This window comes from Sedimentitalea sp. XS_ASV28, assembly GCF_041224545.1.
Taxonomy (GTDB): domain Bacteria; phylum Pseudomonadota; class Alphaproteobacteria; order Rhodobacterales; family Rhodobacteraceae; genus Sedimentitalea.
The window spans coordinates 68,753-88,740 of sequence record NZ_JBGFGP010000130.1; the positions used below are offsets into that span (position 1 = coordinate 68,753).

20 protein-coding genes are annotated in these 19,988 nt (G+C 63.0%); 17 read left to right on the plus strand and 3 right to left on the minus strand.

What is annotated here, in order from left to right; genetic code table 11:
• The first annotated feature begins 23 nt into the window (after window positions 1-23).
• The 12 genes from AB9K34_RS11360 to ribD all read left to right on the plus strand — a co-directional run bounded on the left by AB9K34_RS11360 (window position 24) and on the right by ribD (window position 11,817).
• The gene (locus AB9K34_RS11360; protein WP_369954543.1) at window positions 24-299 is read left to right on the plus strand and encodes a sarcosine oxidase subunit delta; all 276 of its coding nucleotides are present in this window, start codon (window positions 24-26) and stop codon (window positions 297-299) included.
• On the plus strand, window positions 296-3,229 hold the full coding sequence (locus AB9K34_RS11365) for a sarcosine oxidase subunit alpha family protein (protein ID WP_369954544.1): 2,934 nt from the start codon (window positions 296-298) through the stop codon (window positions 3,227-3,229). The genes AB9K34_RS11360 and AB9K34_RS11365 overlap by 4 nt, the downstream gene beginning before the upstream one ends.
• Complete coding sequence (locus AB9K34_RS11370; RefSeq protein WP_369954545.1) at window positions 3,222-3,767, plus strand: sarcosine oxidase subunit gamma; 546 nt, start codon at window positions 3,222-3,224, stop codon at window positions 3,765-3,767. Before AB9K34_RS11365 ends, AB9K34_RS11370 begins: the two co-directional genes overlap by 8 nt.
• A 36-nt stretch (window positions 3,768-3,803) precedes the next feature.
• On the plus strand, window positions 3,804-4,139 hold the full coding sequence (locus AB9K34_RS11375; protein WP_369954546.1) for a hypothetical protein: 336 nt from the start codon (window positions 3,804-3,806) through the stop codon (window positions 4,137-4,139).
• Window position 4,140: 1 nt separating this feature from the next.
• Entirely contained in the window at window positions 4,141-6,087 is a 1,947-nt protein-coding gene (gene dnaG / locus AB9K34_RS11380) for a DNA primase (protein ID WP_369954547.1), read from the plus strand.
• A gap of 115 nt (window positions 6,088-6,202) precedes the next feature.
• Complete coding sequence (gene rpoD, locus AB9K34_RS11385; protein WP_369954548.1) at window positions 6,203-8,191, plus strand: RNA polymerase sigma factor RpoD; 1,989 nt, start codon at window positions 6,203-6,205, stop codon at window positions 8,189-8,191.
• A 152-nt stretch (window positions 8,192-8,343) separates the two neighbouring features.
• Window positions 8,344-8,754 carry a hypothetical protein gene (locus tag AB9K34_RS11390; protein ID WP_369954549.1) on the plus strand — a complete coding sequence of 137 codons (411 nt, stop codon included), beginning with the start codon at window positions 8,344-8,346 and terminating at the stop codon, window positions 8,752-8,754.
• A 101-nt stretch (window positions 8,755-8,855) separates the two neighbouring features.
• Window positions 8,856-9,272 (plus strand): hypothetical protein, encoded by a 417-nt coding sequence (locus AB9K34_RS11395; RefSeq protein WP_369954550.1) that lies wholly within the window; start codon window positions 8,856-8,858, stop codon window positions 9,270-9,272.
• A gap of 6 nt (window positions 9,273-9,278) precedes the next feature.
• Window positions 9,279-9,692, plus strand: a complete 414-nt coding sequence (locus AB9K34_RS11400; RefSeq protein WP_369954551.1) for a hypothetical protein — start codon at window positions 9,279-9,281, stop codon at window positions 9,690-9,692.
• Between the two features lie 13 nt (window positions 9,693-9,705).
• Window positions 9,706-10,128: a secondary thiamine-phosphate synthase enzyme YjbQ gene (locus tag AB9K34_RS11405; protein WP_369954552.1), complete on the plus strand. Its 423-nt coding sequence runs from the start codon at window positions 9,706-9,708 to the stop codon at window positions 10,126-10,128.
• Window positions 10,129-10,246: 118 nt separating this feature from the next.
• On the plus strand, window positions 10,247-10,711 hold the full coding sequence (gene nrdR / locus AB9K34_RS11410; protein WP_369954553.1) for a transcriptional regulator NrdR: 465 nt from the start codon (window positions 10,247-10,249) through the stop codon (window positions 10,709-10,711).
• Between the two features lie 20 nt (window positions 10,712-10,731).
• On the plus strand, window positions 10,732-11,817 hold the full coding sequence (ribD, locus tag AB9K34_RS11415) for a bifunctional diaminohydroxyphosphoribosylaminopyrimidine deaminase/5-amino-6-(5-phosphoribosylamino)uracil reductase RibD (RefSeq protein WP_369954554.1): 1,086 nt from the start codon (window positions 10,732-10,734) through the stop codon (window positions 11,815-11,817).
• Between the two features lie 74 nt (window positions 11,818-11,891).
• Here ribD and AB9K34_RS11420 read toward each other — a convergent pair whose 3' ends face one another.
• From AB9K34_RS11420 to AB9K34_RS11430, 3 genes are all read right to left on the minus strand, one after another.
• Window positions 11,892-13,889, minus strand: a complete 1,998-nt coding sequence (locus tag AB9K34_RS11420) for a capsular polysaccharide biosynthesis protein (protein WP_369954555.1) — start codon at window positions 13,887-13,889, stop codon at window positions 11,892-11,894.
• 2 nt (window positions 13,890-13,891) lie between these two features.
• Window positions 13,892-15,022 carry a polysaccharide biosynthesis/export family protein gene (locus AB9K34_RS11425; RefSeq protein WP_369954556.1) on the minus strand — a complete coding sequence of 377 codons (1,131 nt, stop codon included), beginning with the start codon at window positions 15,020-15,022 and terminating at the stop codon, window positions 13,892-13,894.
• A 91-nt stretch (window positions 15,023-15,113) separates the two neighbouring features.
• Entirely contained in the window at window positions 15,114-16,325 is a 1,212-nt protein-coding gene (locus tag AB9K34_RS11430; RefSeq protein WP_369954557.1) for a capsule biosynthesis protein, read from the minus strand.
• Between the two features lie 226 nt (window positions 16,326-16,551).
• Between AB9K34_RS11430 and AB9K34_RS11435 the strand changes: the two genes are divergently transcribed.
• From AB9K34_RS11435 to AB9K34_RS11455, 5 genes are all read left to right on the plus strand, one after another.
• On the plus strand, window positions 16,552-17,145 hold the full coding sequence (locus AB9K34_RS11435; protein ID WP_369954558.1) for a riboflavin synthase: 594 nt from the start codon (window positions 16,552-16,554) through the stop codon (window positions 17,143-17,145).
• Between the two features lie 192 nt (window positions 17,146-17,337).
• Window positions 17,338-18,459 (plus strand): 3,4-dihydroxy-2-butanone-4-phosphate synthase, encoded by a 1,122-nt coding sequence (gene ribB, locus AB9K34_RS11440; RefSeq protein ID WP_369954559.1) that lies wholly within the window; start codon window positions 17,338-17,340, stop codon window positions 18,457-18,459.
• Between the two features lie 3 nt (window positions 18,460-18,462).
• Window positions 18,463-19,014 carry a 6,7-dimethyl-8-ribityllumazine synthase gene (locus tag AB9K34_RS11445; RefSeq protein ID WP_369954560.1) on the plus strand — a complete coding sequence of 184 codons (552 nt, stop codon included), beginning with the start codon at window positions 18,463-18,465 and terminating at the stop codon, window positions 19,012-19,014.
• Window positions 19,011-19,493: a transcription antitermination factor NusB gene (gene nusB / locus AB9K34_RS11450; protein ID WP_369954561.1), complete on the plus strand. Its 483-nt coding sequence runs from the start codon at window positions 19,011-19,013 to the stop codon at window positions 19,491-19,493. Before AB9K34_RS11445 ends, nusB begins: the two co-directional genes overlap by 4 nt.
• Window positions 19,494-19,606: 113 nt before the next feature.
• Window positions 19,607-19,927 carry a hypothetical protein gene (locus tag AB9K34_RS11455; protein ID WP_369954562.1) on the plus strand — a complete coding sequence of 107 codons (321 nt, stop codon included), beginning with the start codon at window positions 19,607-19,609 and terminating at the stop codon, window positions 19,925-19,927.
• Window positions 19,928-19,988 lie beyond the last annotated feature (61 nt).

Consider the following 19,988-nt stretch of genomic DNA (forward strand, 5'->3'; position numbering starts at 1 on the left):
AAGATGAAGATGGGGCAACGGCAATGAGGATCACCTGTCCGATATGCGGTGAGCGGGACCGGCGCGAGTTTTATTATCAGGGCGATGCGGTCGCCTTGCGGCGTCCGGCCCCGGATGCCGGCGAGGCGGCCTGGGAGGACTATCTTCATGTGCGGGAGAATCCGGCGGGGCTGACACGGGATCTCTGGTATCACGAGGCGGGATGCGGTGCGTGGCTGGTTGTGACGCGCGATACGGTGACCCATGCGGTGCAGGAGGTCGCGCTGGCCGCCGACGGCGCCGCGGAGGGCAGATCATGAGAGTAGAGGGCAGGGGGCTGATCGATCGCGCGAGGCCGGTGCGTTTCACGTTCGACGGGGTGCCCCATGACGGATTCGCGGGCGATACGCTGGCCTCGGCGCTGCTTGCGAACGGGGTCAGGATGCACGGCCGTTCGTTCAAGTATCATCGTCCACGCGGTGTGTTGACGGCAGGCAGCGAAGAGCCGAACGCGCTGGTGACCATTGGAACGGGGCCGGAGGCGGAGCCGAATGTGCGGGCCACGGTGCAGGAACTCTATGACGGGCTGACCGCGCGAAGCCAGAACCGCTGGCCGTCGCTGCGTCATGACATCATGGCAGTCAATGATCTGGCCGCGCCGTTTCTGGGGGCCGGGTTCTATTACAAGACCTTCATGTGGCCGAGGCCATTCTGGGAAAAGCTCTATGAGCCGGTGATCCGCAGGGCCGCCGGGCTCGGGGCGCTGTCGGGCGCGGCGAACCGGGATCGATATGAAAAGGCCCATGCCTTTTGCGATCTGCTGGTGATCGGTGCCGGGCCGGCCGGGCTGATGGCGGCGTTGACGGCGGCGCGGGCGGGGGCGGACGTGATTCTTGCCGATGAGGGGTTCCGCGCCGGCGGGCGATTGACCGGCGAGACAGAGGAGATCGATGGCAAGCCCGGCCACGTCTGGGCTGAGGAAGTTGTTGCCGAGCTTGATGCGATGCCAAACGTGCGGGTCATGCTGCGCACGACGGTGACCGGTGCCTATGATCAGGGCACGTATGCTGCGCTCGAACGGGTGGGCCGGCATGTTGCCGCGCGCCCCGATGCCCTGCCGCTCGAGGCGTTCTGGCGGATCGTGGCCCGGCGTGCGATCCTCGCCGCCGGGGCGCTTGAGCGGCCGGTGGCGTTTCACAACAATGACCGGCCAGGGATCATGACGGCCGGCGCGGTGCGGACCTATCTCAATCGCTGGGGCGTGGTTCCGGGGCAACGGGTGGCGGTTTTTGGCAATAATGACGATGCACACAGGACGGTGCGGGATCTGACGGCGGCGGGGGTTCATGTGGTTGCGCTTGTCGACTCCCGCCATGATGCCCCGGATGTGGCCGGCGTTCGCATGTTCCGCGGAGCGATGGTGTCCGACACGCGCGGACGCCACGGGCTGGAGAGCATCACCATTCGCAGTGTCAGCGGAGAGGACCACCTGGCGGTGGATTGCCTGGCGATGTCGGGCGGGTGGAACCCGACCCTTCACCTGACCTGCCACACCAATGCCCGGCCGCTGTGGCGCGAGGATATCCTGGCGTTTGTCCCGGTGCCCGGCGCGGTGCCCGGTCTTTCGGCGGCGGGGGCGTGCAATGGTGCGTTTGCCACCACGGATTGTCTGCGCGAAGGGCGTGACGCCGCCGTCGAGGCGCTGGTCGATCTGGGGCGCGCGGTGCCGCAAATCGAACTCCCGGGCGGCTCCGATGACGCCTGTCGCCTCGCGCCGCTCTGGGCGGTTCCGGGGCGCGGGCGTGCATGGCTCGATTTCCAGAATGACGTGACGGTCAAGGATGTGAAACAGGCGGCGCAGGAGAATTTCCGGTCGGTCGAGCATGTGAAGCGCTATACCACGCAGGGCATGGCGACCGATCAGGGCAAGAACTCCAACGTGGCGGCACTGGCGATTCTTGCCGACGTGACGGGGCGCACGATCCCGGATACCGGAACGACAACCTTTCGTCCGCCCTATAGCCCGGTGCCGATTGCCGCGATGGGAGCCGGCGGGCAGGGCAAGGGGTTCGCGCCGGAACGCTTCACCACGAGTCACGCCGCAAGTGTCGAGCGGGGCGCGCCGATGATCGAGGCGGGGCTTTGGTACAGGCCGAGCTATTTTCCCGAAGCGGGCGAAACAAACTGGCGGCAATCCTGCGATCGTGAGGTGGCGCTGGTGCGCGAGGCGGTGGGTATCTGCGATGTCTCCACGCTCGGCAAGATCGACCTGCAGGGGCCGGACGTGCCGGTTTTCCTCGACCTGCTTTACACCAACCGCTTCAGCACGCTGAAGGTGGGGCGCGTGCGCTACGGGCTGATGCTGCGCGAAGACGGGCACGTGATGGATGACGGCACCACGGCCCGGTTGGGCGAGCATCACTATCTCATGACGACCACGACAGCGGCGGCGGGGCAGGTGATGCGGCATCTCGAGTTCGTGCACCAATGCCTGTGCCCCGGGCTGGATGTGGCGTTTACCTCGGTCACCGAGCAATGGGCGCAGTTTGCCGTGGCCGGGCCGAAATCGCGCGCGCTGCTGAACGATTTGCTCGATGCGCCGCTGAGCGATGAGGTCTGGCCGTTCATGGCATGTGGTGCGGTTTCCGTAAAAGGGGTGACCGGAAGGCTGTTCCGAATCTCGTTCTCGGGCGAACATGCGTATGAAATCGCCGTTCCGGCGCGGTACGGCGCAAGCCTGTTCCGGTTGCTTCTGAGCCTCGCCGAGGAGAGGGGCGGTGGCGCCTACGGGATGGAGGCACTGAACGTACTGCGGATCGAAAAGGGGCATATCACGCACGCCGAGATCCATGGCCGGACCACGGCGGATGACATCGGTATGGGGCGGATGGTTTCACCGGCCAAGGATTGCATCGGCAAGACGATGAGCGAGCGGCCGGGCCTGTCGGGACCGGAGCGTGAGCAACTGGTTGGCCTCAGACCCGTCGGCGATGTCAAGAAACTGACTGCGGGAGCGCATCTGTTCGATCTCGAGGACGAAGCGGTGCGGGTGAATGGCAAGGGCTATGTCACCTCTGTCTGCTATTCCCCGACACTGGGTCAGATGCTGGCACTCGGCTTTCTGAAGAACGGGCGGGCGCGGCATGGGCAGCGGGTGCGCGTGGTGGATCACCTGCGCGATCTCGAAACCCTGTGCGAGGTGGTCGATCCGGTGTTCTTTGATCCGCAAGGAGAGCGTGTTCGTGGCTGATCTTGTCGAAAGAACGCCCTGCAAGGGTTTGCTTCCATTGGAAATTGGCCATGCGGTGGTTCGTGAGGCCAGGATCGGTCGCATGACCGTGATCGCGCCGCTCAAGGGGCAGCAGGCACGGGTTGCTCAGATCCTGAAATCGGCACACGGGGTCGGATTTCCCGAACCGAACCGCAGCAGCGAGACGGGCGATTGCCGGGTAATCTGGTTCGCGCGGGGACAGGTCATGCTGATCGGGACGGATCCGGATCCGGGGTTGGAGACCCACGCGGCGTTGACCGATCAATCCGACGCTTGGGCGGTTGTCACGCTGGAGGGCGAGGCCGCCGAGGACGTTCTGGCGCGGTTGGTACCCGTTGATCTGCGTGCTGCGGTATTCAAGACGGGGCACACCCTGCGTTCGCAGCTCCAGCACATGAATGCGTCGATTACCCGCATCGGCGCGACCTGTTTTCAGATCATGGTCTTCCGTTCGATGGCGACGACGCTCGTTCACGATCTCAGATCGGCTATGGAGGGTGTCGCGGCACGAGGGTAGACTGCGCCGATCCAAACTGATTCCGGAGTATCCCTCATGATCCGTCTCGCGCTCGCCGCTTGCCTTCTTGCCACGCCGCTGATGGCTGCGGAAACCAAGGAGGAAAGCTGTGGCTATCAGGCACAGGTGATCAGCGCCGTCCAGAAGGCACGGCTTGATCGGGTGAAACAGGCGGATGTGGCATCGACCATCGCGGCCTCGAACCCCACCTGGCCTGCAAATTACAACGCCGCGATTCCGCAGCTGACCGAATTTGTCTACAGCCAGAAGAAACGCGATCTCAAAAAGACCGATCTGGGCGCGAACCTGCTCCAGCAATGTCTTGAAAACTGGGATCAGATTCAGGAAATGCAGAAGAATTTGAAGAACTGAGATGTCTCTTCCGCCGGGTTTTCTGGATGAATTGCGCGCCCGCGCCAGCCTGTCGCAGGTTGTCGGCCGCAAGGTGATCTGGGATCCGCGGAAGTCGAACCAGGGCAAGGGCGACATGTGGGCCCCGTGCCCGTTTCATCAGGAAAAGACGGCCTCGTTCCACGTGGATGACCGCAAGGGGTTCTATTACTGCTTTGGCTGTCACGCCAAGGGTGACGCCATTTCGTTCATCACCGAAACCGAGAATGTCGGTTTCATGGAGGCGGTCGAAATCCTGGCGCGCGAGGTGGGGATGACCATGCCCGCACGCGATCCGCGGGCGCAGGAGAAAACCGACCGGCGTTCCGGTCTTGCCGAGGTGATGGAGCAGGCGGTGCAGTTTTTCCGCCTGCAACTCAGGACCGGCGCGGCCGCCGAGGCGCGCGCGTATCTTGACCGGCGCGGGATGAGCGAACAAAAGCAGGATCGATGGGAAATCGGCTTCGCACCAGACGGATGGCAGGCGCTATGGGATCATTTGCGCGCGAAATCCGTGCCCGAAGAGATGATTCTGGCCGCCGGTCTGGCCAAACCGTCGCGCAAGGGGGGCAAACCCTATGATACGTTTCGCAATCGTATCATGTTCCCGATCCGCGATGCTCGCGGCAGGTGCATCGCCTTTGGCGGGCGGGCGATGGATCCGAATGACAATGCGAAATACCTGAACTCGCCGGAAACCGAACTTTTCGACAAGGGGCGCAGCCTGTATAATCACGGGCCGGCGCGCAGCGCGGCGGGCAAGGGGCAACCGCTGATCGTGGCCGAAGGCTATATGGATGTCATCGCGCTCGCGTCCGCCGGCTTTGATGCGGCCGTTGCCCCGCTGGGCACCGCGATCACGGAAAATCAGCTGCAACTGCTGTGGCGGATCGCGCAGGAACCGATCATTGCGCTTGATGGCGATGCGGCCGGGCTTCGGGCGGCGATGCGTTTGATCGATCTCGCTCTGCCGCTGCTTGAGGCCGGGCAAAGCCTGCGTTTCGCGATCATGCCGGAAAAGATGGATCCTGATGACCTGATCCGTGATCGCGGCGCGGGGGCGATGCAAAAGCTGCTGGAGCAGGCCGTTCCCATGGTGCAACTGCTCTGGCGACGGGAAACTGAAGGCAAGGTGTTCGACAGCCCGGAGCGGCGCGCGGCGCTGGACGCGACGCTGCGCGCCCATGTTCAGAAAATCCGTGACCCGTCGATCAGGGGCCATTACGGTCAGGCGATCAAGGACCTGCGGTGGCAGCTGTTCTCCCCGCGCAGGTCGGCGGCGGGGCGCAAGACTTGGAAACCCGGCGCCAAGGCGACACCGGTTCCGCTGACCGGAACCAAGAGCTCGCTTCTGGCGGCATCCGACGCAGCGGCGCAAATGCATCTGCGCGAGGCGGTGGTGATCGCGGCGGCGATCGCGACACCACGGGTCGTCGTGGAATTCGAGGCGGAGCTTGAGCGTATGGTCTGTGCGGATCCCGATCTGGCGCGTCTGCGCGACCTCGTGCTGCGCCACGCCCATCGCGAGGATCGTGTGTTGTCGGACATCCTTGTCGAAGAAATCGGTCCGACCGCCCTTGAAAACCTGCACGCGCTTCGCCATGTCGCAATCAACCCCTGCGTTCGAAATCCGGGCGATATCGAAATGGCGCGCATGACGCTGACCGAGGAACTCGCCAAACTCCACAGCCAACGCGGGCTGGATGCTGAAATTGCCGAGGCGCTCGAGGATGTCGCGGGCGGCGGAGACGAGTCCCTCACATGGCGGCTGTCACAGGCCGCCGAGGCCCGCAACAGGGCCGAGCGCAGTGAACATGAAGACAAGGCACAATATGACACCGGCGATAATGGCGCGCGAATCAACAGGGGGGAACGCGAGCGTTTCCAGGCCCTGCTTGAGCAGATCGGGCAGCGCAAATCGCAGCGGTAAGAGTTTTGGTAAAGAATCGCTAAAGAAAAACGGGTAGACGGGTAGCCGAATCAGCAGATCACGCTAATGATTCGCTGCACGCGAATCACCCGAGACGCCCTAGCAGGAGCAACGCATGGCCGCCAAAGACAATGACGACCGCAAGTCCGACGATCAGGACGCCGAGATCTCGCTCGACATGAGCCAGGCCGCGGTCAAGAAGATGATCAGCGAGGCTCGCGAAAAGGGCTATATCACCTACGATCAGCTGAACCAGGTCCTGCCGCCCGATCAGGTGAACTCCGAACAGATCGAAGACGTGATGTCGATGCTGAGCGAAATGGGCATCAACATCATTGAGGACGAAGAGGCCGAGGAGGAAGAGCAAAAGGGCTCGACCGAAGTTGCGACCACCGAGAGCGCGCGCGAGGTTACCGTCGCGACCGGCAGCACCGAAAAGCTGGACCGTACAGACGATCCGGTGCGCATGTACCTGCGCGAAATGGGAAGTGTCGAACTGCTCAGCCGCGAGGGTGAGATTGCCATTGCCAAGCGGATCGAGGCCGGACGCAACACCATGATCGCCGGGCTCTGCGAAAGCCCGCTGACCTTTCAGGCGATCACCATCTGGCATGACGAATTGCTGAGCGAAGACATCCTGCTGCGCGATGTGATCGATCTTGAAACCACCTTTGGCAATCAGATGGACGAGGATGACGACATCCAGGCCCCGGTCGTCAATACCAACGCCAATGCCAAGGCCGAGAAGCCGACAGAAGAGGAAAAGCCCGAGCTTGACGCCGATGGCAACCCGATCGTCAAGGATGACGATGACGATGAGGACGAACAGGCAAATATGAGCCTCGCGGCGATGGAAGCCGCGCTCAAGGATCAGGTTCTGACCACGCTCGAAACCATCTCGAACGACTATGCCCAACTGTCCGAGATGCAGGACAGCCGGATTTCCGCCACGTTGAACGAGGATAATTCGTTCAGCGACGCGCAAGAAGCAACCTACCAGGCGCTGCGCTCGGAAATCGTGGAACTGGTCAACGGGCTTCACCTGCACAACAACCGGATCGAGGCGCTGATCGACCAGTTGTATGGCATCAATCGCCGCATCATGTCGCTTGACAGTTCAATGGTCAAACTCGCCGATCAGGCGCGGATCAACCGGCGCGAATTCGTCGAGGAATATCGCGGGCGCGAGCTGGATCCGAACTGGCTGGCCGAGATGGCGGAAAAGCCCGGACGCGGCTGGCAGATGTTCATCGAGCGTAGCACCAGCAAGGTCGAGGAACTGCGTGCGGACATGGCGCAGGTTGGGCAGTATGTCGGGCTCGACATCAGCGAATTCCGCCGCATCGTCCAGCAGGTGCAAAAGGGCGAGAAAGAGGCGCGTCAGGCCAAGAAGGAAATGGTCGAGGCGAACCTGCGTCTGGTGATTTCGATTGCCAAGAAATACACGAACCGTGGCCTGCAATTCCTTGATCTCATTCAGGAAGGCAATATCGGCCTGATGAAGGCGGTGGACAAGTTCGAATACCGTCGGGGCTACAAGTTCAGTACCTATGCAACCTGGTGGATCCGCCAGGCGATCACCCGCTCGATCGCCGATCAGGCGCGCACGATCCGTATTCCGGTGCACATGATCGAAACCATCAACAAGCTGGTGCGCACCGGGCGCCAGATGCTGCATGAGATCGGTCGCGAGCCGACACCCGAGGAACTGGCCGAAAAGCTGCAGATGCCGCTGGAAAAGGTTCGCAAGGTGATGAAGATCGCCAAGGAACCGATCAGCCTCGAAACACCGATCGGCGACGAAGAGGACAGCCAGCTTGGTGATTTCATTGAGGACAAGAACGCGGTCTTGCCGCTGGACAGCGCGATTCAGGAAAACCTCAAGGAAACCACGACCCGCGTGCTGGCCAGCCTGACCCCGCGCGAGGAACGGGTGCTGCGGATGCGGTTTGGGATCGGCATGAATACCGATCACACGCTGGAAGAGGTCGGGCAGCAATTCAGCGTGACCCGCGAGCGGATCCGCCAGATCGAGGCCAAGGCGCTGCGCAAGCTGAAACATCCCAGCCGAAGCCGCAAGTTGCGCAGTTTCCTGGATCAATAGAAATACCAGAGACCCCGCCGTTCATTTGGCGGGGTTTTTTCTTGCCTGAATAGGGCCGGACGAACCCGTCCCGCGGGTAAATACAACGTGATTGCCCTGTGTTTCCCGCCTTTCCGGCCTATTGTATCTTCACGATGAGGAGGAGAAGCGACATGACGCACAAGTCAACGTTCCTATTCATGCTGGCCGGATTTGCCCTGGCGCTTCCGCAGGCGGGTGAGGCTTTCACGAGCAAATTGGGGGCACGTGTCAACCCGGTCAATTCGTCGGTTTTCGAGGTCGTTCCCAAGAGCAGCGGTGACGGGCAGGTGTTCTGGTGCAGCGCTGCCGACTATGCCCAACGAGAATTGAGGGCGCCTTGGCAGGCCCGGATCTATATCGCGCGGGGACGCGCGCCCAGCATGACCACCGGGCGGCGTTCCTCGGTTCAGTTCACCCTTGATCCGCAAGCCGCCGGGATCACCCCTGCACCGTCCTCGATCAGCCTGAATTCGCTCAAGGTTGGTGAAAGCATGACGGTACAGCAGGCGTATGGCTACTGTAGCATCTCGCCCTTCTTCTGACCGGTTGAAGGCCGGGGTTGGAGCACGGTCGGGACAAGTGATGTCTGATCGTGCTAGAGTTTCGAACGTTCCGGTTGTCTGACACGGTGTGAGGTGAAGTGATGAAAACCGCAATACGTCTGGCCCTTGTGGCATGTTTGGCCTGCCTTCCAAGCTGGGGTGCGGCGTGGTGGTCGTTCAACCGGCTGGAGGTGTTTCCGGTTTCTGAAACGGCGTGGGAGGTGGTGGCCGGTGTCGGCACCGGCGCGGCGGATTACTGGTGCGGGGCCGGGGATTTTGCCCAGCGGGTGTTGGGTGTGTCCGCGGCCAGCCGGATTTACATCTGGAAGTCCGAGGGGCCGAGCGTGAACAGGCCCGGCAGAAAAGCGGTGCAATTCTCGATGTCACCGCCATCCGGAGCCGATACCTCGACCGGATATTCGCTGTCGGTGAAGCGCGCGGGTGATAATCTTGCACGCCACGCGGCGGTTCAATACTGCTATCAGTTCGACGAATCCGATATCTGGAACAGGTGGTAACCGGTCATGACAATAAGATGCACACTCCAGGTTCTTGCAACCGCCGCGCTGATGGCCGGTGCGGCGACGCCGTCGATGGCGTGGCGGGCGATCAACAGTCACACGGTCAATCCGCTTTCGCCCGTTTCATTCGAAGTGATCGGGCGTGGCGGGATTTCCAGCGTGAGCTACTGGTGCGCCGCCGGAGACTACGCGCGGCGGGTTCTGGATGCGCCACTGGGCCAACGGATTTACATCTCGCGGCCACGTGACCATGCGCAAACCGAGAACGCAAAATCAGCGGTGCAGTTCTCGCTCGATCCGCCCGCCAACGCGAATCTCAATCCCGGTTTTCTGCTGACCGTCACGCGGCTGGGCGACAATCTGAGCGCATCCGCCGCGTGGAATCTCTGTATCCCGCAATCAGGGCGGGCAGAATAGCGCGGCGAGCAGCATGGCGACCCACACCGAATTCGTCATCCAAAGCCGTGGCGCGGGCCTCTATGAGTTCACGCGCGACGTGGTCGACTGGGTGCGCGCGACCGACCGGGCCGAGGGGGTGCTGACGCTGTTTCTGCGCCATACCTCCTGTTCCCTGCTGATTCAGGAGAATGCGGATCCCGAGGTCCGGGATGATCTGAACGCATTCTTTCATCGGCTGGTTCCGCCAGCCACCGATCCGGCGATGTCGTATCTCAGGCATACTTACGAAGGGCCTGACGACATGCCCGCCCATATCAAATCGGCGCTGCTGCCGGTCAGCCTGACGATCCCGGTGGTCGATGGCACTCCGACGCTTGGCACCTGGCAGGGGATATTCCTGTTTGAACATCGGGCCGCGCCGCATCGCCGCCGCGTGGCTGCGCATTTCGCGTGATATCCGCATCTTGGGGCGCGAATTCCCCTCTACCCAAACCCTAGCGGCTGGCCTATAGTTCTCGGCAAGAGGGTCCGAGACCCCACAACGAGTGGCAGAAACCATAGGGGGACGGCTGATGCGCTGCCCGTTTTGCGGAAATATAGACACGCAGGTCAAGGATTCCCGGCCAGCCGAAGACCATGTCTCGATCCGGCGGCGCCGACTCTGCCCGGCCTGCGGCGGTCGGTTCACCACCTATGAACGGGTCCAGTTAAGGGACCTCGTCGTGATCAAGACCAATGGCAAGCGCGAAGATTTTGATCGTGACAAGCTGGAGCGTTCGATCCGTATCTCGATGCAGAAGCGCCCGATCGAACCAGAGCGCATCGACCAGATGATTTCAGGCATCGTGCGCCGGCTTGAGAGCATGGGCGAAACCGACATTCCCTCGAGCAAGATCGGCGAGATCGTGATGGAGGCGCTGGCCCGGATCGACACCGTGGCATATGTGCGGTTTGCCAGTGTTTACAAGAACTTCCAGGCCGCAGATGATTTCGAGGATTTCGTTCATGAATTGCGCCCGCAGCCGCCGGAAGAGTGACGGACCCGGATAGACGTTTCATGGCGATGGCCCTGTCCCTGGGCCGTCGCGGACAGGGGGGATGCTGGCCCAACCCTGCGGTTGGCTGCGTTGTGGTGCGCGACGGACGAGTCGTCGGTCGCGGCTGGACGCAGCCGGGCGGTCGCCCCCATGCGGAACCTGTTGCGCTCGCCCAGGCGGGCGCGCTGGCGCGCGGGGCAACGGTCTATGTCACGCTTGAGCCTTGTGCACATTTCGGCCAGACCCCGCCCTGTGCCGATGCGCTTGTCGAGGCGGGTGTGGCGCGGGTTGTCGCCGCCATCGAGGACAGCGATGCACGGGTTTCGGGGCAGGGTTTTGCCCGCCTGCGCGACAATGGCATCGAGGTCACAACCGGTGTGCTTGCCGATGACGCGGCGCGGGATCATGCGGGGTTCTTCCTGAGAACCGAACAGGGGCGACCGATGGTGACCCTCAAACTCGCCAGCAGCTTTGATGGCCGGATTGCCACCGCGACGGGCCAAAGCCAGTGGATCACCGGCCCCATGGCGCGGCGCGCGGTCCATGGCATGCGGGCGCGCCACGATGCGGTGATGGTGGGCGCCGGCACGGCGCGCGCGGATGATCCGTCGCTGACCGTGCGTGATCTCGGGATCGCGCGACAACCGGTGCGCGTGGTCGTTTCGCGCTATCTCGACCTGCCTCTCATGGGCAAACTGGCCCGCACCGCTGGCGAGACCGCGCTGTGGCTCTGTCACGGCGAGGGGGCCGATCCCGAGCGCCTGAAGGCTTGGGAAGGGTTGGGTGCGCGGCTTTTGCCCTGCGGGGCGCGGGGGATGCAACTCGATGCGCTCGACATCCTGCGTCAATTGGGCGATGCCGGTCTGACGCGGGTCTTTTGCGAAGGGGGCAGCGCGCTGGCGGCTTCTCTGCTCTCTGCGGACCTGGTGGATGAACTGGTGGGATTCACCGCCGGTCTGACCATTGGCGGCGACGGGTTGCCGGCAATTGGCGGGATCGGGCTTGCGCAGCTGGAAATGGCCCCGCGCTTCGATCTGGTCGAAACGCGGCCGGTCGGCCCCGATGTGATGCACCGCTGGCGTCGCACGATCCAGGACATGTCGTGACCGGATCCGATCTTGTCTGAGGCGTTTTGCACCGGCTGTGCTGCAAATATCCGTTGCCCCTGTCTTCCGGTGCGTCAACGCCACAGGTGGGCGTAGGTGGCGAACAGCCCTTGCAGCCTCGACAGCGTCCGGTTGGCCCGTCCCGGCGGCGGCAGGTCCGGATCGCCCAGCCGCTCGGCAACGACCTCGACAGGGCAGATCGCTCCGGTGACCGGGTCGATATAACGCGGATAATCGATCAGCACCGCATGAACCAGACCCGACAGGTCCGGACGCGCCCGACGACGCTCTGGCACGTCGCCAAGATCGGTGGTCAGACCCCAACCCGCATAGAACGGTGCGCCGAGGGTCGTGACCGGAATCTCTCGCATCATGGCTTCGAACCCGAGGAGGGAGGTCATGGTCCAGACCTCGTTCACCTGCGCCAGAAGTGCGGTGGGATCGGTTCCGGTCGCCACGATATCGGCCTCGGCCGCGTCAATCGCGCCGGGTCGTAGTCCTGCCTCGACATCCGGGTGGGGCTTGTAGATCAGGACTGCATCGGGATGCGCGGCCCTGACCGCGCGCAGCAGATCGCCATTGGTTGCGATGCCGCTTGTCCCGAACCGGATGGACGCGTCATCCTCGACCTGACCAGGGATCAGGATGCGGTGCCCGTCGGGCAGCGGCGGCACCACGCCACCGATGTTGTACTTGCTGATGCCATTCCGGGTCAGCGTCGCAATCAACCGCTCTGCACGCAATTTCTGGTCCGCTCTCAGGGTGGCGCGCGCCGTGATATACGCCTCGAGCCGGCTTGGCTGGCGAGGATCGTAGTAGATTCCCAGATCGTCGAGCGCGAGCGACAGCGCCGGAACCAGCTCCGACCCCAGCCCCCGTGACCGCAGGAACCCGTCCTCGACACGCACCGTATCGTTGCCCACCGTTGGCGGGCTGCCCCAGGTCATATGCCGGCGGTCGGGAAAGGTCCGGGGCGTGTCATCGAACTTGACCCGTTTCGCCTGTCCAAAGATCTTTTGCATCTGCGGACGTTTCCAGAGCCGGATGCCGCTCGCGACCCAACCCCGCCGGTCATCGCGCCACGCGCGGGTCTGGGCTTCGAGATTGTCAAGAACGGTCTCGAGCGCGCACAGGCGGTCGCGAAACGGGTCGTACCATGTGGGGTAGAGGATCATCGCGGCGGCAAACAACTGCGCGCGCGTCAGCCGGCGGTTCCGGCGGGGCACCGGGTTTTCGTCCGTGGTCAGACCCCAGCCTGCATAGAACGGCTGCCCGAAGACGCGCGGCCTGTGCCCGGCGAGAATTGCTTCGAATCCGAGATGTGACGACAGGGTATAGACCCCGATTGCCCCTTCGAGCAGCGCCCAGGGGCTGACGGGCGCGTCACACAGGCGCACCCGGTCGCTGAGATCAGCCGTCGAATAGTAACCCGGGCGAAACCCGGCACGCGTTTCCGGGTGGGTCTTGATCAGGATCGGTGCGCCGGGGTTCTCTTCCTGCGCAAAGACCAGCATTTCGCGGAAAAGGGCCGTATTGTCGCCGCTGGCCCGTACCGAGGCATCATCGCGGACCTGATCGACAACCAGAACATAGCCCGGATCGGGTGGCGTCAGTGTGACGTCGTGATCGTTGTACTTGCTGAGGTGATGCTCGCGTATCCGCGCCATAGCGTCTCGCGCACGGTCAAGGATCGCGGTGTCATCGAGCGGGGCGCGCAACAGGATCTGTTCGAGATCTGAGGGGTCGGAGGGATCAAAGTGCAGACCGGACCGGTCGAGCAGCAACCCGGCGGGAGGCTCGCCTGCGCGGCCGGGAAAAATCGAGCGCAGAAAGGCATCTTCGACACGCAGCAAAGCCGCGCCACGGCGTTTGGCGATGGCCCGGCCGCGATGCGACGTCGGGCTGTCGCCCCAGATCGCAACGAGATCGTCGGCTCCCGGCAGCCCGAGGCGCAGATCGTATCCGGCGAGGTACAGGATACGGCGCAACCGGCGTTGCGTCAGAAAACCACCATTATAGGCATAGACCCGCGAGCCTGTGCCATTTGCAGCTGACCGCTCGGGGCCGGGCATGCCTACTGGGTCAGGGTGGCGACGTTCGCGATGGGGGTCAGCCCGCCGACAACGAGCGAGATCGACTTGCTCCACTGGGCATAGGGCGCTTCGGTCACGTAAAGCGTATCGCCGTCGTGGATGACAAAATCACGGGCCTGGAAGACGCCGTTGGGTTCCTTCAGGTTCAGCACATAGACCAGACGTTGCGCGCCCTTCAGATCGTCACGGCCGAGCACCTGGTTGGCGATCGCGGCCTTTTCGTTGCGGAACACAAAGATTCCCGTAGGGTCGGAGGAAACCGAGATCAACCCGCCCACCTGCGCCAGCGCGTCCATCGCCGACAGGTTCTGGGTTTCGAATTTCACGCGGGCCTGCTGGCTCGTGGCGCCCATTGCGGTGTAGGAGCGGCTGTCTTCTTCGACGAGAATCCGGTCGCCGCCGCGCAGAGCGATGTCCAGGTTCGGATCCTTGTAGAGATCCTGAAACCAGACCGTGCCCTTGCGGGTGCCGCGTATCACCGTCACCAGGGCGATTTCGGGCTCGATCACCACTCCGCCGGCTTTGGCCAGCATCGAGGCCAATGTGCGGGTCGGTCGTTCGATCGGGTACACACCCTGTGCGCCCACCGCACCGACCAGCGAAACGGTCGAGCCGTCCCCGGCCAGCCGCCGGACCTCGACCTGCGGATCGGGGGTCTGGTCCATCAGGCGTTCGGTGATGATCGCGCGCAGTTGCTCCGGGGTGTTTCCGGCGGCGCGGATACGCCCGCCATACGGGACAAAGATATAGCCGTCGCTGTCGACCTGCACGTCTTCGAGAGCGGTCGAGCTGCCGACATCGCCGGCGAGCAGCCCGTCATCGACGTTTTCCCATATCGTCAGCCCCAGCGTGTCACCGGGCCGGATCGTGTCTGAGGTCAGTTGGGGCGTCGTGCGAAAATCGCTGGAGAAACCGAGCGCCGGAACCACAGCGGTGGCGCGGGTCACGCGATCATTGACCGCAACGATAAAGGCATCGCCCTGCTGTTGCAGGGACCCGTCGAATATCTGATTCTTGGTGGGCCCGGCTTGCGGCAGCGAACAGGCGGCGAGCGCGCCGGTCATGACTGTGAGTGTGGCGACTCTCACCCATCGCAAAGAAACAGTTTTCACGGAGCGGCCCCCTCGACCCGATATGTAAATCAACGATTACCGCGCAACCTAGAAGAATTGTCAGGAGATGGCCAGCCGTGGCGCGGTGCGATCAGCGGATCGCCTGCAAATGTGGCTTCTGCGTCGCTTTGCCGATGCCGCGCGCCGCATAGGGATCGCGGGGATCGAGCATCATGTCGACCACCCGGCGCAGCAGCCTCTGGCGTCCGCGCCGCGAATAGAAGCCGCCCGGCACCTGGCTGGTCTCCAGCAGGTAGCGGCGAAAGACCATGTAGGACGCGGTGTCCGGTCGGTGCGGATTGGCGAAAAAGGCATGCAACGGCTGATCCGAAATGAATTCGGGCTTGTCATAGACTGCGCGCCCGGAGATGTGCAGCGGCAGCCCGCGCCAAAGCGCCTGTTGACCGGCGGTGGAATTGACGGTGACCACGCTGCGGCTATCGTCCATCAGCCGGGCCAGTTTGCCACCGCGCACGAAATGCACCCGGTCGCGCAACCCGTGCGCATCCGCGAGGCAGATGATGTCGCGTGACAGCGGCGTGCGGCCGTCCTCCAGCGGGTGTGCCTTGAAAACAAGGTGGTGATGCCTTGGGGCGCCCCTGGCAAAACCCTCGATGACGCGGGCGAGGAAGTCGCTCATGCTGTTGAAAGGGGAGTGCTCGCGAAAACTGGAATCATGTTCGAGTTGCAGCAGTACCAGATGATAGGGATAGCCGCCGCGCCGGATGCGCGCGGTTCTGAGGTAACGGTCCGCCGCATGTGGCAGGATCAGAAGCAGCCGTTTGAAATGCAGAAGGAATTCGCGCGTGACCGGCAGCGATCGATGCGGTCGGAAATGCCGGTATCCGCGATTGGTGAACATCACGAACCAATGATAGGCCGCGCCGTAGAACATATGCTCGCGCATGTCGCCCCAATGCGCGGGTGGAGGCGGGGCGTCATGATCGGCCTGTTCGAGCTGTACCCGCATCTGTGCGACACTCATGTCCATCAGTCGCGAGTTGCCGTTCGATCCTTCCCGTTCGTAGGTCACCCAGTAGGGGCGCAGATAGCCTTCCTCGAAGACATGAACCGTGACGCCGCGGGCGCGGGCGGCGGCGATGGCGGTGGCGTGAATGTGGCGGGTGTCGCCGTAGAGCACGATGTCGGTCACGCGATGAAGATGGAACAGGCGCGCAAGCGTATCCGGCCAGTCCTCGGGCTGGCCGCGAAACGGGATGTAGCTCGCGCTGTCGAACCAGAACGCCCGGTCGCCCGCATTGAAGCCGACTCGCAGAACCTGAGCACCGGTCTTGCGGAGCATGCGCCCCAGGGCATGAAAGAACGGTCCATGCGGACCTTGCAGAAAGAGGAAGACGCGGCCCGGGCCGGCGATTGTGCGAATGGTCTGACTGTCAGGTTCGATCTGATGACACCGGCACTTGAAAACAGACGGATTATCACCCGCAGTCCGGCGAATTGCAAGATCGGGGGCTTGCCGTGCGCGGCGGTGCTGGTTACGTGGGGGTGCGGCATATGAGAGGCGTCACATGTTCACAGGCATCATCACCGATATCGGCACTATACGCCAACTGGAGCCGCAGGGGGACCTGCGTGCACGGATCGCGACCGGGTACGACACCGCGGATATCGATATCGGCGCTTCGATTGCCAGCGACGGGGTCTGCCTGACGGTCATCGCCCTGGGCGAGGATTGGTATGATGTGCAGGTCAGCGCGGAAACGGTGTCGAAAACGAACCTGGGCGACTGGGCCGTAGGCAGGCGGGTGAATCTCGAACGGGCCCTGAAAGTGGGCGACGAGCTCGGTGGGCATATCGTATCCGGCCATGTGGACGGGGTTGCCGAGGTCATCGATGTTACGGACGAGGGCGACAGCACCCGCGTCAGCCTGCGCGCGCCGCAGGAAATGGCGCGTTTCATCGCCCCGAAAGGATCGGTCGCGCTGAACGGCGCGTCCCTGACGGTGAACGAGGTCGATGGCGCGACATTCGGGATCAATATCATCCCGCATACCAAGGAAGCCACCACCTGGGGTGACGTGGCGCCCGGGGATCGGGTCAATCTCGAGATTGATACCCTGGCCCGGTATGTCGCGCGGCTGGCAGATACCGTCGCATTGTGATCCGTCGGGCGGGGGGCGCTGCCCCCTCCGGCGAAAATCGGGGATTTCCGCCGTTCACCCCCGGAGTGTTTTCCCAAAGATGAAGGCACAAGCAGGCGGATTTCGCAGGTGTCGCGGCGTTCCGGGGCTGGCAATCGTGGCGCGCGTGGGGTATTTGCGCCCCGAGCCAACTGCGCACGGAAAGACGATTTCATGAGCTTTGAAACCCCCGGTCAGGTCGAGCAGGACCTGCGCCATGCCATCTCTCCGATCGCGGAGATCATCGACGTGGCGCGGCGCGGCCAGATGTTTATCCTGGTCGATCACGAGGACCGTGAGAACGAGGGCGATCTGGTCATCGCGGCCGAATTTGCGGATGCGGCGGCGATCAACTTCATGGCGACGCATGGGCGTGGTCTGATCTGTTTGCCGATGACGGCGGAGCGGGTGGATCGCCTGGGGCTGCCGATGATGGCGGTTAACAACTCGTCGCGGCACGAGACACCGTTTACCGTGTCGATCGAGGCGCGCGAGGGGGTCAGCACCGGCATTTCGGCCCCGGATCGGGCGCATACGGTATCTGTGGCGATCAACGAGCAGAACACGATGGCGGCGCTGGCAACGCCGGGACACATCTTTCCGCTGCGGGCGCGCAATGGCGGCGTGCTGGTGCGGGCAGGGCATACCGAGGCGGCGGTGGATATCGCCCGTTTGGCGGGATTGAAGCCGGCCGGCGTGATTTGCGAAATCATGAACCCGGATGGCACCATGGCGCGCTTGCCCGAACTGGTGGACTTCGCCAAGGCGCATGACCTGAAGATCGGCACGATTTCCGACCTGATCGCCTATCGCAACCTCAATGACAACCTGGTGGACCAGACCGCGCAGCAGGCGGTGACCTCGGAATTCGGGGGCGATTGGGACATGCGCATCTTTACCGACCAGACCCACGGGGTCGAACACGTGGCCCTGATCAAGGGCGACATCACGACACCGGAGCCCGTTCTGACCCGGACCCATGCGCTGCATGAGGCGAGCGATCTGCTCGGTCTGGGGCCGAAGCCGGCGCGTGAATTGTCGCGGGCCATGGAGTTGATTGCGCAGGAGGGGCGCGGTGTCGTCTGCCTGTTCCGGGAACCGCGCCATTCGCTTTATGCCAGCGAAGAGGAGGGTCCGCGTACCATCAAGCAGACCGGGCTCGGGGCGCAGATTCTCTCGGCGCTTGGCGTCAAGGACCTGATCCTGCTCACGGATTCGCCCCGGACAAGGTATCTTGGGCTGGACGCCTATGGGCTGTCGATCGTCGATACCCGCCCGATCATGTCCGAGGAGTAGATCATGGCCAAATCCGAAGCACATTACGTCCTGCCGCGCCCGGAATTCGACAAGCCGGTCAGGCTGCTGATTGTCGTTGCACCCTATTACAAGGATATCGCCGACGATCTCGTGGCCGGGGCCAAGGCGGAGATCGAGGCGGCTGGCGGCAGTTGGGAGCTTGTCGAGGTGCCGGGGGCGCTCGAAGTGCCGACGGCCATAGCGATTTCGGACCGGCAATCGAATTTCGACGGCTATGTCGCGCTTGGCTGCGTGATCCGCGGTGAGACGACCCATTACGAGACGGTCTGCAACGACAGCAGCCGTGCCCTGCAATTGATGGGCCTGCAAGGGCTGTGCATCGGCAATGGCATCCTGACCGTCGAGACACGCCAGCAGGCTGTTGTTCGTGCGGAGACTGCCGGACAGAACAAGGGGGGCGGTGCGGCCGCTGCGGCCTTGCATCTGATCGCGCTCGCCCGTAAGTGGGGCGACCAGCGCAAGGGCGTGGGGTTTCGTGCTCCATCCGACGCGATTCTGCTGGCGGAAAAAGGCGACGGATCCACCACGGCATGACCAGTTCGAGCAGCGCCCTGTCGGGCAACCAGAAGCGCAAGATGAAATCCGCCGCGCGGCTCTATGCGGTGCAGGCGCTGTTTCAGATGGAGCAGAGCGGACAGACCAGCGATCAGGTGATTGCCGAGTTTCTGGAGCATCGTTTCGGTGCCACCTATGAGGGGGACGAGATGCTGGACGGCGACAGCGGGCTGTTTCGGCGTTCGGTGGCGGACGCCGTGAACCATCAGGCGCGGATCGACCAGATGACGGACCGTGCGTTGGTGGCGAAATGGCCGATTGACCGCATCGATCCCACCCTGCGCGCCCTGTTTCGTGCAGCGGGGGCCGAACTGACCAACAGCGATACGCCCGCCAAGGTGGTGATCGTTGAATATGTCGAGATCGCGCGTGCGTTCTTTCCCAAGGGGAAAGAGCCGAAATTCGTGAATGCGGTGCTTGATCACATGGCACGCGAGGCCAGGCCCGAAGCGTTCTGAGGATGTGAGCCGGGCGCACCATCAGCCTCCTGTGGATCGCGGCGACCTGACGCGGGGTCTGAGCTTTGCCTGATTTCCGTGCTGTGCTATCCTGTGGACACAGGAGGTGACCCATGCCCAAACTGGTCAAACTCTATATTCGTAACGTGGTCATCGGCTTTGCGATTGCGGCTGCCTTTGTTGCGATGTTGCTCTGGTTCAACGTGATGAACATCTGGCATCTCGTCACACATTCCGACGCGGGCATCCTCGCGGTGTTCCTGTTGTGGTTCATGCACGGCATCGTTTTTGCCGGTGTGCAGTTTGCCTGGGCTGTGATGTCGCTGGCCGAACCCACCGGCGGCGGAAAAGGCGGAACGCCTGCCCTGCGCGACCTGCAGCCCGCCGTCGCTGTTGCACCCAAGCGTGAGAACAGGATCAAGAAGAGCCGTTAACACGTTGAAATAAAACAAGACAGGAAAATGTGACGGGACCGCCAATCAACCGTGTGGTTCT